Genomic DNA, 16803 nt, shown 5'->3' with positions numbered 1-16803 from the left:
ATGACGACACAGATGCGATCGCACGGTAGGGGACTGCGCATGCCTCTACTGGCTCTGACCGCGTCTGCTTCCATTGTTGGTGGAGTGTTTGTCGCTGCGCAGCCCGCATACAGTGTTGACGGAGTTGTCGGCGTGGGCGGACAGTGTCTCACCGCTGCTGATGAGGGTGCATCCATCGTCGTTTCGTCGGTCATTCCTGTTGGATCTCCGCTTCATGTGGAGGGGTCTGGCTGGGGCGCTAGTTCTGAGACATCTCGCGGCTTTGTCATCGTCACGCTCGACGATGGGCAGGAAGTTCGCCCCGACGGCGTCACTCTTCCCGCCTGGGTTCCCGCGGCTGTTGCTCGTAATAAGGCTGCGTGGAGCGTCGCCGAAGTGTCGACCGCCGGCGCATTTAGTGCCGACATTGAGCTGCCGTCGACGTGGGCGGTTGGGTCCGAGCACTCGATCATGATCGGCGACGGCGTGACCGGCACCTACGTGCAGGTGTCTGTGACGGTCATTGAGGCCACTGCGCAGGCACATGTGTGCTCTCTGACGCCGACGGACGAACCTTCTCGCGAGCCCGCGGATGAGCCGTCGACTGAGCCTGATGGTCATGCGCCCTCTGATGTGGTCACTGACGGACCGACGGAGTCTCCCTCGGACAATGCGGCAGATAATGCTGCGAAGCCCGATGTTGATATGACCGATGATGCTTCTACGGATGCGGCAAGCGACGCGTTGGCCAGCGCCCCCTCGACTGTGGCTGCATCGCCGTCCCCTCGCGCGACCCCCTCAGCAGATGCATCGGATACCTCGCGCTCGTCGGTGATGCCGACGCCCTCCGCCTCGGCCTCGTCTGCGGCTTCCTCCGGCGGCAACGGATCTTCTTCGAGTGCTAGCGGTGACGCAGGTTCGAACGCTGACGCCCCGTCCCCCTCTCCGTCCGCGGAGCAGGAGAGCGTGTCTGCGTCGCAGATCGGCCCCAAGGCTCATTCGGAGCAGCAGGCCACGAACCAGGCTGTTCGCGAGCAGGAGTCTCGCCTTAACGGTTGGATCCTCGCAGGTGGCGGTCTCCTCGCCCTTCTCGGAGCGATCGTGACGGTCAGCATTGTTCGCCGCTCGCACGGACTGCTGCGCTAAAGGTCGCACACCTGCGGCAATGCACTGGGAATTTGTGCATTAACCACATGGTGTGTGTTGGGATTTAGCATTTGCGCGTTACGCCTGTTACTCTTGATCCGATACAATAGTTTCTGCGGATTAAGTCACTAAGGAGAACGGTATGCAGCACGGACGAGCATCGTCTGCCATAGCCGCTCGGAGCTTCGTCGGTCGCAGTCGGGTCATGAGCCTGCTCATGGCGTTGTTCCTGTTTGCGGGCATCGGTCTCGCGATCCCCGGTTTCGCCGCGCGCGCCGATGACGCAATACCGCACTACGCCCTTCGGGCGGGGGACAAGATCAAGGTCAATATCGCGAACAATGCTGATTTCGCGGCCAAGTTCGCCGAAACCGGGCACTGGGGACTCATCCTCGATCATGGGGGTGTCACCCCGCTCACCCGTCCGACTTTCGAGCGCGATGGCGAGACGGTGACGCCTTCGGACCCCGATCTGTGGGCTGCTCAGTCGTTGAAGGAATGGGATATCTACGCGCCTGTGCCAGACGGCACGAACAACGTTGAGGGCGTGAAGTGGCTGCCGGGGGAGACGCACTGGATTACCGTCGTGTTCTACCGCAGTGATACTTCGGGTGTCGAGCCCAACCCCATGTATGGCACGGTGAGCATCTACACGCCGTACACGGACAATATCGACGATCCGACACCCGCTCCCACCGCGGACCCGACCGCTGCGCCTACCGATGGTCCGACGGCTCCGCCCGCTCGCACGGACGAGCCGACGGCCGAGCCTGCCCCCACGACGGATCCCGAGCCCGCTCCGACGAGCGAGCCGACCGCTGATCCCGCTCCGGTGCCCGCACCGGACCCGGTCGTTGAGCCCACGACGGAGCCTTCCGCCGCTCCCGCACCGGTGCCCGATGACCCGCAGCTGCCGGCCGTGCGCCCGATCCCGACTCCTTCCGAGAGCGCGTCCCCCACGCCCACTCCGTCTGCATCTGCGACCGCTTCGCAGCCGTCTGAGACCCCCGTCTCGCCGATTAGTGACGTGTCCCAGCTCAACGACTCGAATAAGGGTGGTGTCAGCGCAGCCTTCACGGCCGGCCAGCTGACGATCAACGTGCCGTCGGAGAAGGCTGCCGTCGGCGACTGGGTGAGCGCCAACATCATGCAGACTGGCGAGGCCCGCTGGCTGCAGGTCGAGGACTCCAACAAGGTCACCATGGACCTCACGGGTCTGCCGACCGGTGAGTACAAGGTCGTTGTCGCAAACCGCTCGCACGAGCTCGTCGGATGGGCCGAATTTAAGGTTGCTTCCGCTGTCGGTGCAGCAGCGAATGGTTCGTCGGTTGACGCATCGGGCGCCGTGAAGCTTCATGCGGAGATGCTGTCCTCCTCGCTCGCTGGCGATGAGTCCGAGGGACTCAACGGATACCTGCTCGGTGCCGGTGCCTGCATGCTGATCCTCGGCGGCCTCGTGGTTGTCCAGGTTCTCTCTGGTCCTAAGATCGGCTCTTCCTCGAGTGGAGTCACTCTGTCCTAAGCTAGGTTTCATGGATCTGTTTGATTCTGAATCTGTCGACGAGTCGGGCGTGCCTGCTTTCAACGCGGGCGCGCCCCTCGCCGTTCGTATGCGTCCGACGACCCTCGACGAGGTGGTTGGGCAGTCTCACTTGCTCGGTGAGGGGGCGCCGCTCCGCCGCCTCCTGTCGCCCGGTTCGAGTGACGGTGTCGCGGTTTCCTCAGTGGTGCTGTGGGGGTCGCCGGGCACGGGTAAGACGACCCTCGCCTATCTGATCGCGCGCGCGTCGGGGCGACGTTTCATTGAGCTGTCCGCCGTTTCTTCCGGTGTGAGCGACGTTCGGCGGGTCGTGGATGATGCGCGTCGAACCCTCGCCAGTGGGGGAGAGGAGACGATTCTGTTCGTCGACGAGGTGCATCGCTTTTCTAAGTCGCAGCAGGATTCCCTGCTTCCGGCGGTTGAGAATCGGTGGGTCGTTCTCGTCGCGGCGACGACGGAGAATCCGTCCTTTTCGGTTATTTCGCCGCTGCTTTCACGCTCGCTCCTGCTGACGTTGCGTCCCCTGGACGCGGATGCAATCGAGGGGCTGATCCGGCGTGCGCTGGTCGATGAGCGGGGTCTCGCGGAGCGTTTCTCCATTACGGACGAGGCCGTGGCCGGCCTCGTGCGTCTGGCGGGCTCGGATGCGCGCAAGTCGTTGACTCTCCTCGAGGCGGCGGCAGGTGTTGCCAGTGATGACGGCTCTGGCGAGATCACTGTCGCGAGCGTCGAGGCTGCGGCGAACCAAGCCCTGGTTCGATGGAGCAAGGATCAGCATTACGACGTAGCAAGCGCGTTCATTAAGTCGATGCGCGGGTCCGATGTGGACGCCTCGCTGCACTATCTCGCCCGCATGATCGAGGCCGGGGAAGACCCGCGCTTTATTGCGCGGCGCATCATGATCGCCGCTTCCGAGGAAATCGGGATGGCGGCTCCCGAGGTTCTCACGATGTGTGTGAGTGTCGCGCAGGGCGTTGCTCTCATCGGTATGCCCGAGGCGCGTCTCCTTCTCGCCCAGGCGGTTGTCGCCGTGGCGACAGCCCCAAAGTCGAATGCGACGTACCTAGCGATTGACCGCGCGATCGCCGACGTGCGCGCCGGACGTGGGGGAGCGGTACCGGAGCATCTGCGTGACGCGCACTATGCCGGTGCAAAGTCTCTCGGGCATGGCGACGGATACCTCTACGCGCACGATCAGCCGCACCACGTCGCCGCGCAGCAGTACCTCCCGGATGACCTGGAAGGCGCCCGTTACTATGAGCCAACCGAAAACGGACATGAGGCGATGCTCACGAAGCGGCTCGGTGTGATTCGCAATCTGCTGAAAAGACGCTAGGATGGAACAGTTGTCCGCACCAGCGGGCACCTGGGGCCTTAGCCGACGGATCGAGGTGATCCTGGAGTTGGCCCCATGCTGGGATTCCCGGCATGACATGAGAAACAGGAAGAAGAAACATGGCAACGAATCGTTCCCGCAAGCAGGTGCGCGAGTCCCGCGCCCTCGGTCTGGCTCTGACCCCCAAGGCCGTTCGCTACTTCGAGAAGCGCCCCTACGGCCCCGGTGAGCACGGTCGCACCCGCCGCCGCCAGGATTCCGACTACGCCGTTCGTCTGAAGGAAAAGCAGCGTCTGCGCGCTCAGTACGGTATCCGTGAGTCGCAGCTGCGCCGCGCCTTCGAGGAGGCCCGTCGCACCGCCGGCCTGACCGGTGAGAACCTGGTCGAGCTGCTCGAGATGCGTCTCGACGCCCTCGTTCTGCGCGCTGGCTTCGCCCGCACCATCCAGCAGGCCCGCCAGTTCGTTGTGCACCGTCACATCCTCGTTGATGGCAAGATCGTCGACCGTCCGTCGTTCCGCGTGAAGCCCGGCCAGACCCTGCAGGTCAAGCCGAAGTCGCAGACCACGGTTCCCTTCGAGATCGCCGCTGAGGGTATTCACCGCGACGTGCTGCCCGCCGTCCCCGAGTACCTGGACGTTGACCTCGCCCGCCTGAAGGCGACCCTGGTGCGTCGCCCCAAGCGCGCTGAGGTCCCCGTGACCGTCGACGTCCAGATGGTCGTCGAGCACTACTCGCGCTGACACTAGTCAACTCCGCGCCCCCGAGCGACGCTCGGGGGCGCGGTTTTTTCTTTCATTCCACTGTCCGATTGCGCGCGCCGATGTGCCGCGAGCGGCGCCAACCGTCTAACATGGGGGACTATGCGTACGTCTGAAATCCGCACCCGCTGGCTCGACTACTTCGAGAAGCAGGGTCATGAGATTCGTCCTTCCGTTTCTCTCGTCTCTCCGGAGCCCTCGATTCTGTTCACGATCGCGGGCATGGTTCCGTTCATCCCTTACATCACGGGCGTTGAGCCCGCGCCGTGGCCGCGTGCCGCGTCGGTTCAGAAGTGCATCCGCACGAACGACATCGACAACGTCGGCAAGACGACCCGTCACGGCACGTTCTTCCAGATGAACGGCAACTTCTCCTTCGGCGATTACTTCAAGGAAGGTGCGATCAACTACGCGTGGGAGCTACTGACTGGCTCGCGCGACGAGGGCATGTACGGTCTGGATGGCGATCGCTTCTGGGTGACCCTGTGGGATCAGGACGACGAGGCTTTCGACGTGCTGACGAAGCAGATCGGCATGGACCCCAAGCACATCGTGCGTCTGCCGCGCGAGGAGAACTTCTGGGACACGGGCCAGCCCGGCCCGGCGGGTCCGTGCGCCGAGTGGCACTACGACCGCGGCCCCGAGTATGGCCCTGAGGCCGTGGGCGGTACCGTCGACCCGGGTGGCGACCGCTACCTCGAGGTGTGGAACCTGGTGTTCGACCAGTACATGCGTGGTGAGGGTTCCGGCAAGGACTACCCGTTGCTGGGTGAGCTGGACAAGAAGGCGATCGATACGGGCGCCGGCCTGGAGCGTCTGGCTTTCGTTATGCAGGACAAGCCCAACATGTACGAGATCGACGAGGTCTTCCCCGTCATCGAGGCCGCCATGCAGATGAGCGGTAAGCGCTACGGTCTGGGCGCCGCTGGCCCCGAGGCCGGCGCCGCCTATGACGACGACGTGCGCATGCGTGTCGTCGCGGACCACGTGCGTTCCTCGCTCATGCTCATTGGCGATGGAGTGCGTCCCGGTAACGATGGCCGCGGCTACGTGCTGCGCCGCCTGATCCGCCGCGCCGTTCGCTCGATGCGTCTGCTGGGCGTCGACGAGGCAACCATGCCGACGCTGCTCACCGCCTCGAAGGACGCGATGAAGGCGTCGTACCCCGAGCTGGAGACCAACTGGAAGACGATCTCCGAAGTTGCTTACGCGGAGGAAGACGCGTTCCGTCGCACCCTCAGCGCCGGCACGACGATCCTGGATGCAGCGGTTGCAACGGCGAAGGAATCGAAGGGCGCCCCCGTGATTTCTGGTGCGTCGGCGTTCTCGCTGCACGACACCTACGGCTTCCCGATCGATCTGACCCTCGAGATGGCCGCCGAGCAGGGCGTGTCGGTCGACGAGGAAGGCTTCCGCACTCTGATGGCCGAGCAGAAGGAGCGCGCACGCGCCGACGCTCGCTCGAAGAAGACCGGGCACACCGACGTCCGCGTCTTCCATGACATTGAGAAGGCGATGGGCGGCGGCTCGACGTTCCTGGGCTACACGGAGCAGGCTGCTGAGGCCACCGTTGAGGCTCTGCTCGTCGATGGTGTGGCGGCTCCTGCTGCCAGTGCTCCTGCCGAAGTTGAGGTCATCCTCGATCGCACTCCGTTCTACGCCGAGATGGGTGGCCAGCTGGCAGACCACGGTACGATCCGTCTCGCTGGCGGCGGTGTTGTTGAGGTCCACGACGTCCAGGCTCCCATCCGTGGTCTGAGCGTCCACCGCGGCACCCTCACCGAGGGTGGCATGACGGTGGGCGAGAAGGCGTACGCCGAGATCGACGGCCAGCGTCGCCTCGCCATTGCGCGTGCTCACACTGCGACCCACATGGTGTACGCGGGCCTGCGTAACGTCGTGTCGGAGGACGCAACCCAGGCGGGTTCGGAGAACTCGCCGTCGCGCCTGCGCTTCGACTTCCGCCACGGCTCCGCTCTTGAGGGCTCGCAGCTGAGTGATATTGAGGCCCTCGTCAACGAGAAGCTTGCCGAGGATCTGGCCGTGACCACCGAGGTCATGAGCATCGATGCCGCGCGTGAAGCCGGCGCGATCGCGCTGTTTGGCGAAAAGTACGGTTCCGAGGTTCGCGTCGTGACCATCGGTGATGGGTTCGACCGTGAGCTGTGCGGCGGCACCCACGTTCCCACGACCGGTCACATCGGCCGCATCACGGTGCTCTCCGAAGGATCCGTCGGCTCGGGCGTGCGTCGTATCGACGCGCTGGTGGGCGACGGCGCATACGAGTTCCAGGCCAAGGAACACGCGCTCGTCAACCAGCTCTCCCAGCTCGTGGGCGGCCGCGCCGATGAACTGCCCGAGCGCATTGAGTCGCTGCTGACCAAGCTGCGCGAGTCGGAGAAGGAGCTCGAGAAGATCCGCACGGCACAGGCTCTGAGCCAGGGCGCCGATCTGGCAGCTTCCGCGAAGGCTATCGGTCCCGTGACCGTCGTCGCCTCCGCAGTCGGTGAGATGCCGTCCGCGGACGCTCTGCGTACCCTCGCGCTCGACGTGCGCGACCGCCTCGGCAATGAGCGCGGGACCGTCGTTGCCCTTGCTGGCGTCGTCGGTGGCAAGCCTTCGCTCGTCGTCGCGACGAACGAGGCAGCGCGCGAGGCGTCGGTGAAGGCCGGTGCGCTGGTTCGCGCCGTCGGTAAGTACATGGGCGGTGGCGGCGGTGGCCGTGACGACATCGCCCAGGGCGGCGGCACCAAGCCCGAGGGTGTTGCCGATGCGATTGACGCGATCCGCAAGGAAATCGAGGCTCTGTGAGTATTCGTCGGGGGATTCGTATCGGCGTGGACGTCGGCACCGTGCGTGTCGGCGTCAGCCGGTGCGACCCCGACGGTATTCTCACGATGCCCGTCGAAACCCTTCACAGGGCTCCCGATCTGTCCGATCTTGATCGCTTAGCCGACATTGTACGTAGTCACGATGCAATCGAAGTGATCGTTGGCCTTCCTCGGCACTTGCGTGGGGGAGAGGGGATCTCAGCGAAGGGGGCGCGTAAGTATGCGCGCCGCATTAAGAAGCTTGTTCCCGATGTTCGCGTGGCTATGGTCGACGAACGTATGACGTCCAACCAGGCGCACGCGCGTCTTCGCGCATCCGGGATTCCTGAGATCGAGCATCGCAGCATCATCGACCAGGTCGCGGCGCAGATCATTTTGGAACAGGCACTCGAGCTCGAACGGATGGGCGGTCGAGCTCCCGGTGAGGACATCATCCTCGAACCAAGCGAAGGAGCGCACGCATGAGTACGCCTCCCCCTTACCCCTTCCGTTCTCGTCGAGAGATTCATTCCGGCGAGCGAAAGGTCTATTCGGATGCCGAGCTACACGAGCAGCACGCATCGCAGGACGCGACAGCGACGCCCGCTCAGGGAACCGACTTGCGTGGCGCTTCCTCTCGTGACGAGGCCGTGGCGCCCGTCCGAGCGACGGCTCAGGGTGAGCGCACGCTTCCCTCTTTCGACGAGGTGACGGATACGGGCGCGACTCCTCGCGTGTCCGGTGCAGCGCTGCGTCAGCGCAGTGCAGCGCAGGGAGCGGAATCGCCTTCAGAGACCACGGGCATGCGTTCTCGCCGCCTCGCCAGTGAACGACGAGCGGCACGCAAGCGCAAGCGCCGCCGTCGGGTGCGGTCCTTCTTCATTATCGTTCTGGTGCTCGGCCTGCTGGCCGGTGCCAGCTACGTCGCCTACGATCAGCTCTTTAACTCGTCGACGACTGCATCGGATGACTTCCCCGGGCCGGGCACCGGCTCGGTCGAGGTGACGATCGTAGAGAATTCGTCCGGTCGCGATATCGGCCAGACGCTCGTGGATGCGGGCGTCGTGAAGTCCGTCGGTGCCTTCGTGCGTCAGTTCGAGAAGACGCCGGCATCGATGTCCATTCGCCCCGGTACGTATCGTCTGAAGCAACAGATGAGTGCAGCCGGTGCGCTTGCAGGCCTGTTGGATGAGACGAACCGCGTCGATTCGACGATTACGATCACGTCGGGTCAGAAGATGTCCGAGGTCAAGAAGCGGATCGTTGACATCATGGGCGTCACCGAGGAACAGGTGGACGCTGCTTTCGCCGACACGGAAGCGATCGGCCTGCCGTCTGAGGCCGGTGGAAACGCCGAGGGATGGCTGCTGCCCGGTTCCTACGAGGTCTCCGAGGATGACACGCCGACGACCGTCATCGCGCGGATGGTGAAGGGAACCGTCGATGAGCTTGATCGTCTCGGCGTTGCCCCCGCGGATCGGCAGACCGTGTTGATTAAGGCGTCGATTGTGGACGGTGAAATGAACATCGACAAGTACATGCCGATGGTCGCTCGCGTCATCGAGAATCGCCTCGCCGACACGAATGGTGAGACGAAGGGGTACCTCGGCATGGACTCGACCGTCCTGTACGGCGTCGGAAAGACCAGCGGCGTTCCGGACCAGGCGGACCTGGACAACGACAATCCCTACAACACGCGCCTGCACGCAGGTCTGCCTCCGACCCCGATCGGACAGCCGAGCGAGAAGGCCGTCAAGGCAGTCCTGAACCCGGCTGAAGGCAACTGGCTGTACTTCGTTACGGTCAACCTGGACACGGGTGAGACTCTGTTTGCCTCGACTCTCGAGGAACAGGAGAAGAACCGCGAACAGTTCAAGGCGTACTGCAACGCAAACCCGAAGGTCTGCACCGCGTCATGATGTGGGCCGGTGTCATCGGTTCCCCGATTGAGCACTCCCTGTCCCCGGTGATCCACCGGGCGGCATGGGAAGACCTCGGAATTGAGGGATGGGAGTACCGCCGCATCGAGCACGATGAGGCGAGCCTGCCCGAGTTCATCTCAGGGTTGGACGATTCCTTCCGTGGTCTGTCGGTCACGATGCCCTGCAAGCAGGCGATCATTCCGCTCCTGGACGCGATCGATCCGCTTGCCACTGGAGTTGGCGCCGTCAACACGGTGGTTCCTTCCTCCGGCGTGCTCGCTGGCTTCAACACGGATGTCACGGGGATCGCGTCGGCGATTCGGCGCGCGTGCTCGCAGGCGGACCGAGCGCTCCCCACAAGTGCCGTCGTGCTCGGGGCGCGAGCCACGGCCTCGTCTTCGCTCGCCGCCCTCGGTGAGCTTGGCATCGTGACCTCCACCGTTGCCGCGCGCCGTTTCGGGGGACCCGGTTCCGTCGTCGCTGCATCCACTCGACTGGGCGTCAGCATCGAACAGGTGCTCTGGTCGGATCGCGACGCGGTTCTTCGTGCGGTCAGCGGTGCTGACCTTGTGATTTCGACGCTGCCTGCTGGCGTTGCTGACCCGCTTGCCGAGGAGATGACAGTTCGAGAGGACCAGGTTCTCCTCGACGTTGTCTACTCTCCTCGCGAGACGGGGCTGCGCAGCGTTTTTGAAAGGAACGGTGGCATCGTTGCCGAAGGTACCGACATGCTTATCTTCCAGGCGGCAGCGCAGGTACAGCTCATGACGGGGCGCAGCCCGAAGACCGAAGTCATGCGTGACGCTCTGGAGGCAGAACTTGCTCGACGCGCGCGGGTGGGTGGGGAAGGGGCTGCCTCGTGATCGTGACGTGGCTGCCGTCGTGGCTGAACACCGATCTGTCGTTGATCTCAGGTTTTCTCACCTGGATTGTGGTTCTTTCGTGGCTGTGGCGGTCGGGATGGAAGATTCAGCGCCGCTACTTCATCGAAGCGACGCAAAAGCCCCTCACACGCAATGCGATCGTGTGGAGCGCGGGCATCGTCGGAGCAATCTTCTTTGTCGCGGCGCAGATGCGTCCCGGTATGCCCGGCGTGATGACGGTTGCGATGATCGGTGCGCTGAGTGCTTACGTCGACGCTCGTACCCATCGGTTGCCCAACGCTTACACGGTCGCAATGGGCATCGGTGTCGTTCTCGGCGTGATCGTCGGCGGCGTGATGTCGCCGCTGTGGCAGGAACGGCTCTTCGGCGCACTCATCGGTGCGCTCATTTGGTTCGTCCCGGTTGCGTTGTTGAATCGCTTGCCCGGCGGGATGGGCGGCGGTGACGTCAAGCTGGCTCCGGTCTTGGGAGCATTGGTTGGTTCCGTGGGACTGCACGCTGCGATTTTTGCCCTCGCGCTCTCCTTCGTGTCCGCGGGCGTCGCGGCACTGTGGAAGATCGTCGTCGGATCCGCTGGCACGAAGACACGCGTTCCGATGGGCCCCTGGATGATCGGGTCAGCGCTCGTTGGCACCATTGCATGGGGCGTTGTCCCCGACTGGCTGTAGGGATAAGCGCAGGTCTTATCGTGGACCACGCCGGGACGAGTGCGCGTCCGGATGGGACAATAGTGCGGTGAGTATTTCGACGCCTTCGTATCAGTCTGAGTCTGTGAGCCTCGAATGGGGCCAGACGTGGCCTCCGCGCGACGTCTTTGTTGATCTCGCTGCGAAGCGCCGCGTGATCCCCGTGGTGCGCCGTGTGCTCGCCGACGAGCTGAGCGCGGTGGGTGTCTACCGACAGCTTGCGCACGGTAACTACGGCAGCTTCATCCTGGAATCCGCTGAGCACGGTGGTTCGTGGGGACGCTGGTCGTTCGTTGGCGCATCGAGCGCCGGTGCGATCGTCGCGCGTGACGGACGTGCGCAGTGGATCGGTTCGCATCCTGAGGGTGCCCTGGAGGAGGGAACCTTCCTTGAGGTCGTGCACTCTGCCCTTGAAGAGCTCGCCGCGCCTGCGATTGAAGGAATGCCCCCGCTGACGGGTGCTCTCGTTGGTTCTCTGGGCTGGGGCATCATCCCCGAGTGGGAGCCGACGCTCGCAGCGACCGCGCCGAAGGAATCCGACATCCCGGATGCGACGCTCGTGCTCGCCACCGAGGTCGCCGCGCTCGACCATGCGACTGGTTCGGTTTACCTCATGGCTATCGCCTGGAACCTGAACGGCTCGGCTGACGGTGTTGACGGGGCGTACGACCGCGCGATTGAGCGCCTCGACGCGATGACCGCGCAGCTTGCGACCCCGATCGCCCCCGCGGTTCTGGGCGCCAGCGGTGCCACGCCGCCCGAGGTGCGCGAGCGCACGGCGCGTGCAGATTTTGAGTCTTCCGTCAACGCGGCCAAGCGGGCGATTGAAGACGGCGACGCCTTCCAGATCGTCGTTTCCCAGCGCCTCGACGTGTCGACACCGGCCAGCGGCATCGACGTCTACCGAGTGCTGCGCACGGTCAACCCCTCGCCCTACATGTACTTCCTGGATCTGCCCGACGAGCGGGGCGGTCATTTCGAGGTCGTCGGCTCGTCCCCCGAGACCCTCGTGAAGACCGAGCGGCGCCGCGTCTGGACGTACCCGATCGCCGGCTCGCGCCCACGCGGAGCAGATTCGGCCGAGGACCATCGCCTGGCGGCCGAGCTTCTCGAGGACCCGAAGGAGCTGTCGGAGCACGTGATGCTTGTGGACCTGGCTCGTAACGATCTGTCGAAGGTCTGTGATCCTGCGTCGGTCGAGGTCTCCACGCTCATGGAGCTCAAGCGTTTCTCGCACATTCAGCATATTTCCTCCACGGTGACGGGTGTGCTGCGCGAGGATGCCGACGCGCTCGATGCGCTGGTCGCGACGTTCCCCGCAGGAACCCTGTCGGGGGCGCCCAAGCCTCGTGCGATCCAGCTGATCGATGATTTCGAACCCGCGGCCCGCGGCGTCTACGGCGGCGTCGTCGGCTACTTCGACCTGTCGGGGGACGCGGATCTAGCGATCGCTATTCGCACTGCTTCCTTGAAGGACGGTGTGGCCTCGGTGCAGGCGGGTGCGGGTCTCGTTGCTGACTCGGTTCCTGCCCTGGAGTACGAGGAGTCGCGTAATAAGGCCGCCGCGGCGGTTGAGTCCGTCGTGCGGGCGTCGACTCTCGTTCCTCTGTCCTGACCCGTAGTGCGGGATGGCTGACTCGTTGGCGGCCATTTTTCGCTAGCCTAGGTGAGGATTGATCATTTCTGCCTGAAAGGTGAGCGTCGTGAGCGTTCTCGATGACATTATCGCTGGGGTCCGCGAGGACCTGAAAGAGCGTGAAGACCGCGTCCCTCTGGCTCGAATCAAGGAGATGGAGACCCAGGTCCCGGAGGCGAAGGATGCTCTCGGAGCTCTGCGTAACCGCGACGGTGCCGTCAAGATCATCTCCGAGGTCAAGCGATCTTCGCCGTCCAAGGGGGCGCTCGCAGCGATCCCGGATCCTGCCGCTCTCGCGTCGACGTACGAGGCCGGGGGAGCGTCGGTCATCTCGGTGCTCACCGAGCAACGTCGCTTCAACGGCTCGCTCGCGGATCTTGACGCCGTGCGCGCGGCCGTCGACATTCCGATTCTGCGCAAGGACTTTATCGTTACGCCGTATCAGATCCACGAGGCGCGTGCTCACGGCGCTGACCTCGTGCTGTTGATCGTCGCCGCGCTCGAGCAGAATGTGCTGGTGTCCCTGCTGGAACGCACTCGTTCGCTCGGCATGGAGGCACTGGTGGAGACTCACTCGCGACTCGAAGCCCTGCGCGCAATGGAGGCCGGCGCTTCGATCATTGGCGTCAACGCTCGCAATCTGAAGACGTTGGAAGTGGACCGCTCGACCGTCGAGCAGGTCATCGACGTGATTCCCCAGGATGTTGTCGCCGTCGCCGAGTCCGGCGTCGCAAATGCGCATGATGTTTTTGAATACGCCAAGTGGGGCGCGGACGCTGTGCTCGTCGGCGAAGCGCTCGTGACCTCGGGCGACCCCCGCGCGAGCATCCAGGACATGGTGAGTGCCGGGCAGCATCCCGCTCTGCGAACGGATCGTAAGGCTCGCGTCGCCGCGGCGCGTCAGGAAGGACAGTGATGGTTGCTGAGAACTTTGCGCAAGGACCGTACTTCGGTGATTTCGGTGGACGCTTCGTCGCCGAGTCCCTCATGGGTCCCCTCGAAGAGGTTGAAGCCGCGTGGAAGCGCCTGTGGCGCGACAAGTCGTTCCAGCGCCGTCTGCGCGACCTGTTCCTGAACTACGCGGGCCGTCCCTCGCTGCTGACCGAGGCACCGCGTTTCGCAGCCGACCTGGGCGGTGTGCGTGTGTTCCTGAAGCGCGAGGACCTGAACCATACGGGTTCGCACAAGATCAACAACGTGCTTGGCCAGGCCCTGCTCACCAAGGAGCTGGGCAAGACGCGTGTCATCGCCGAGACCGGCGCCGGTCAGCACGGCGTGGCCACCGCGACCGCAGCTGCTCTCCTCGGCCTCGACTGCACGATCTACATGGGACGTGAGGACACCGAGCGCCAGGCGCTGAACGTCGCGCGCATGCAGATGCTCGGCGCCGAGGTTATCGCCGTGACGGCCGGATCGGCGACCCTCAAGGACGCGATCAACGAGGCCTTCCGCGACTGGGTGACCAACGTGGAGACGACCAACTACATCTTCGGTACGGCCGCCGGCCCGCACCCCTTCCCGGAGCTGGTGCGTGACCTTCAGCGTGTCATCGGCGACGAGGCGCGCGCCCAGCTGCTCGCCTCCGAGGGACGCCTGCCCGACGTCGTCGTGGCCTGCGTGGGCGGCGGCTCCAACGCCATCGGCTCGTTCACCGCTTTCATCGATGATCCCAGCGTCGAGCTGCTCGGTTGCGAGGCGGCCGGCGACGGCTTTGAGACCGGGCGACACGCCGCGTCGATCACTGCTGACGAGGTGGGCGTGCTGCACGGTGCACGCACGTTCGTGCTGCAGGAACGCGACGGTCAGACGAAGGCCTCCCACTCGATTTCCGCCGGTCTGGACTACCCGGGTGTCGGCCCGCAGCACGCGTGGTTGGCGCGCACCGGTCGTGCCTCGTACATGCCCATTTCGGACGCTGAGGCCATGGACGCTTTCCTGCACCTGTCGCGCACGGAGGGCATTATCCCCGCGATCGAGTCCTCGCACGCCCTCGCCGGCGTGCGCGCCTGGGCCCGCGCGAAGTCCGAGGCCGAGGGCCCGTTTGCGCCGGGTGAGGAGCCCATCGTGATCGTGACTGTGTCGGGTCGCGGCGACAAGGACGTGGACACGGCATCGCGGTGGTTCGGCTACGGACACGCGAAGCTGCAGGTCATCGACCCCAGCGCCGGCCCGTCGGGCGTTGCCGTCCTGGACGAGAACGAGGAGAAGTGACATGACGCGTGCACCCCATTCAGCTGTCGCGATTGACGCCGCCCTCCAGCGCGGCGACGCTGCGCTCATCGCATACCTGCCCGTTGGATTCCCGTCGGTCGAGGATTCGATCCGCGCGGGTAAGGTCCTGGCGGACTGCGGCGTCGACGTCATCGAGCTCGGCTTCCCGTACTCGGATCCGGGCATGGACGGCCCGACCATCCAGCGTGCGACCGTCGCCGCCCTCGAACGAGGCACGCACCTTGAGGATCTCTTCCACGCGGTGGACGAGCTGACCTCGTACGGTATTTCGACCTGCTCGATGACCTACTGGAACCCCGTCGAGTGGTGGGGCGTTGAGCGCTTCGCTAAGGACTTCGCCGCCGTCGGCGGCTCCGGCCTCATCACGCCGGACCTGCCGCCTGAGGAGGGCGCGCAGTGGGAGGCGGCGTCGGACAAGTACGACCTCGAACGTATTTATCTGAGCGCTCCTTCATCCCCTGAGCATCGCCTCAAGCTCATCGCCGAGCACTCGCGCGGCTGGGTCTACGCGGCCTCGTCGATGGGCGTGACGGGTGCGCGTGCAGCGGTCGGCGCTCACGTCGCTGACGTCGTGGAGCGCACCCGCGCCGCCGGAGCCGAGCGTGTGTGCGTGGGCCTCGGCGTCTCCAACGGCGCTCAAGCCCGCGAGATCGGCGCCTACGCGGACGGTGTCATCGTCGGATCCGCGCTCGTCAAGACTCTGTTCGACGAGAACATCGACCGTGGCCTGAAGGCCCTGGGTGAGCTCGCCACCGAGCTGAAGTCCGGCGTGAGTGGGGCACACGCGTGAGCGCCCTCATCGCGGCCGGTATTCCGTCGCCTTCGCAGGGCGTCTGGTACCTAGGGCCGATTCCGCTGCGGGCCTACGGCATCATCATCGCCGCAGGCATGATCATCGGTGTCTGGTGGACGGCACGCCGTTACCGCGACCGCGGCGGAAACCCGGACACGCTGTACGACGCCGCGCTCTGGGCGATCCCGCTCGGCGTCGTCGGCGCGCGCATCTACCACGTCATCACGTCCCCGGATGCTTACTTCGGTCCGGGCGGTGACCCGATGCTCGCTTTCCAGATTTGGCGTGGAGGCCTCGGCATTTGGGGCGGCGTCGCCTTCGGCGCGCTCGGCGTGTATATCGCGGTCAAACGTGCGGGTGTTCGACTCGGACCCATCGCCGACTCCCTGGCCCCGGCCCTGCTGATCGCCCAAGCGATCGGCCGTTGGGGAAACTGGTTCAACCAGGAGCTCTTCGGTGCTCCGACGACCATGCCTTGGGGCCTCCAGATCGATGCCGCCCACATGCCCGCCGGCTACCCCGCGGGGACGCTGTTCCATCCGACGTTCCTCTACGAGTGCCTGTGGAACCTCGCCGCCGCCGCGCTCATCGTGTGGCTCGACCGGCGTCACCGCTTCGCCGGGGGACAGGTGTTCGGCTTGTATCTGATGGCTTACACGTCCGGCCGATGCTGGATCGAGATGCTGCGCATCGACGATGCGCACAGAGTCTTGGGCCTGCGCCTCAATGTATGGACGTCCCTCCTCGTGTTCGCACTCGGAGTACTGGTGTTCGTCCTCGCCGGCCGGCTTGGGCGTCCGACGCGCGTTGTCGCTGAGACGACTGCGGAAAACGCGGACGAAGACGCCCAAGACCTGCAGACTGACGCCGGTGAATCTGATGCTGACGATGTCGTGGGGACCAGCGTGAGTGAGGATGAATCTGCTGAAGAGAGCACTCTCGAGCAGTTTTAGACTCGCTCCGTGCGCGCAATCCGTGTGCCAGAGGTCCCACCACAGGTGGATTCATGGGAATGATCACGTCGCCCCGCTGCTGATCTTCCTCGTCTGAACAGGGGTTGGAAGGTAAACTTTTACTT

General features: G+C 64.6%; 14 protein-coding genes. All 14 read left to right on the top strand.

Going from position 1 to position 16803, the window contains the following annotated elements:
- Positions 1 to 39 precede the first annotated feature (39 nt).
- The 14 genes from FBF35_RS05695 (at position 40) to lgt (ending at position 16678) form a co-directional block, all read left to right on the top strand.
- Positions 40 to 1125, top strand: a complete 1086-nt coding sequence (locus FBF35_RS05695; protein ID WP_241772575.1) for a hypothetical protein — start codon at positions 40 to 42, stop codon at positions 1123 to 1125.
- A gap of 205 nt (positions 1126 to 1330) precedes the next feature.
- Positions 1331 to 2647 (top strand): hypothetical protein, encoded by a 1317-nt coding sequence (locus tag FBF35_RS05690; protein ID WP_060567345.1) that lies wholly within the window; start codon positions 1331 to 1333, stop codon positions 2645 to 2647.
- 10 nt (positions 2648 to 2657) lie between these two features.
- Positions 2658 to 4001 (top strand): replication-associated recombination protein A, encoded by a 1344-nt coding sequence (locus FBF35_RS05685; RefSeq protein ID WP_060567344.1) that lies wholly within the window; start codon positions 2658 to 2660, stop codon positions 3999 to 4001.
- A 119-nt stretch (positions 4002 to 4120) separates the two neighbouring features.
- On the top strand, positions 4121 to 4744 hold the full coding sequence (rpsD, locus tag FBF35_RS05680) for a 30S ribosomal protein S4 (protein ID WP_016461734.1): 624 nt from the start codon (positions 4121 to 4123) through the stop codon (positions 4742 to 4744).
- A gap of 120 nt (positions 4745 to 4864) precedes the next feature.
- On the top strand, positions 4865 to 7573 hold the full coding sequence (gene alaS, locus FBF35_RS05675; protein ID WP_060567343.1) for an alanine--tRNA ligase: 2709 nt from the start codon (positions 4865 to 4867) through the stop codon (positions 7571 to 7573).
- Entirely contained in the window at positions 7570 to 8058 is a 489-nt protein-coding gene (gene ruvX / locus FBF35_RS05670) for a Holliday junction resolvase RuvX (protein ID WP_082632889.1), read from the top strand. The genes alaS and ruvX overlap by 4 nt, the downstream gene beginning before the upstream one ends.
- The gene (mltG, locus tag FBF35_RS05665; protein WP_241772574.1) at positions 8055 to 9491 is read left to right on the top strand and encodes an endolytic transglycosylase MltG; all 1437 of its coding nucleotides are present in this window, start codon (positions 8055 to 8057) and stop codon (positions 9489 to 9491) included. Before ruvX ends, mltG begins: the two co-directional genes overlap by 4 nt.
- The gene (locus FBF35_RS05660; protein ID WP_060567342.1) at positions 9488 to 10357 is read left to right on the top strand and encodes a shikimate dehydrogenase; all 870 of its coding nucleotides are present in this window, start codon (positions 9488 to 9490) and stop codon (positions 10355 to 10357) included. The genes mltG and FBF35_RS05660 overlap by 4 nt, the downstream gene beginning before the upstream one ends.
- A complete protein-coding gene (locus FBF35_RS05655; RefSeq protein WP_060567341.1) occupies positions 10354 to 11046 on the top strand; it encodes a prepilin peptidase in 693 nt (230 codons plus the stop codon). Before FBF35_RS05660 ends, FBF35_RS05655 begins: the two co-directional genes overlap by 4 nt.
- 103 nt (positions 11047 to 11149) lie before the next feature.
- A complete protein-coding gene (locus tag FBF35_RS05650) occupies positions 11150 to 12679 on the top strand; it encodes a chorismate-binding protein (protein ID WP_060567340.1) in 1530 nt (509 codons plus the stop codon).
- 88 nt (positions 12680 to 12767) lie between these two features.
- Positions 12768 to 13616 carry an indole-3-glycerol phosphate synthase TrpC gene (trpC, locus tag FBF35_RS05645; RefSeq protein WP_060567527.1) on the top strand — a complete coding sequence of 283 codons (849 nt, stop codon included), beginning with the start codon at positions 12768 to 12770 and terminating at the stop codon, positions 13614 to 13616.
- A complete protein-coding gene (trpB, locus tag FBF35_RS05640; protein WP_060567339.1) occupies positions 13616 to 14911 on the top strand; it encodes a tryptophan synthase subunit beta in 1296 nt (431 codons plus the stop codon). The genes trpC and trpB overlap by 1 nt, the downstream gene beginning before the upstream one ends.
- Before the next feature lies 1 nt (position 14912).
- The gene (gene trpA, locus FBF35_RS05635) at positions 14913 to 15722 is read left to right on the top strand and encodes a tryptophan synthase subunit alpha (RefSeq protein ID WP_060567338.1); all 810 of its coding nucleotides are present in this window, start codon (positions 14913 to 14915) and stop codon (positions 15720 to 15722) included.
- The gene (gene lgt / locus FBF35_RS05630; protein WP_060567337.1) at positions 15719 to 16678 is read left to right on the top strand and encodes a prolipoprotein diacylglyceryl transferase; all 960 of its coding nucleotides are present in this window, start codon (positions 15719 to 15721) and stop codon (positions 16676 to 16678) included. Before trpA ends, lgt begins: the two co-directional genes overlap by 4 nt.
- Positions 16679 to 16803: the final 125 nt, after the last annotated feature.

Source organism: Schaalia odontolytica (assembly GCF_005696695.1).
Classification (GTDB): domain Bacteria; phylum Actinomycetota; class Actinomycetes; order Actinomycetales; family Actinomycetaceae; genus Pauljensenia; species Pauljensenia odontolytica_C.
This window is presented reverse-complemented; position numbering and strand designations above follow the sequence as displayed.

Coding starts and splice junctions, on each gene's coding strand:
- trpA (WP_060567338.1), top strand. CDS start 14,913: ATGACGCGTGCACCCCATTCAGCTGTCGCGATTGACGCCGCCCTCCAG.
- rpsD (WP_016461734.1), top strand. CDS start 4,121: ATGGCAACGAATCGTTCCCGCAAGCAGGTGCGCGAGTCCCGCGCCCTC.
- mltG (WP_241772574.1), top strand. CDS start 8,055: ATGAGTACGCCTCCCCCTTACCCCTTCCGTTCTCGTCGAGAGATTCAT.
- alaS (WP_060567343.1), top strand. CDS start 4,865: ATGCGTACGTCTGAAATCCGCACCCGCTGGCTCGACTACTTCGAGAAG.
- FBF35_RS05660 (WP_060567342.1), top strand. CDS start 9,488: ATGATGTGGGCCGGTGTCATCGGTTCCCCGATTGAGCACTCCCTGTCC.
- FBF35_RS05690 (WP_060567345.1), top strand. CDS start 1,331: ATGAGCCTGCTCATGGCGTTGTTCCTGTTTGCGGGCATCGGTCTCGCG.
- FBF35_RS05685 (WP_060567344.1), top strand. CDS start 2,658: ATGGATCTGTTTGATTCTGAATCTGTCGACGAGTCGGGCGTGCCTGCT.
- FBF35_RS05695 (WP_241772575.1), top strand. CDS start 40: ATGCCTCTACTGGCTCTGACCGCGTCTGCTTCCATTGTTGGTGGAGTG.
- trpB (WP_060567339.1), top strand. CDS start 13,616: ATGGTTGCTGAGAACTTTGCGCAAGGACCGTACTTCGGTGATTTCGGT.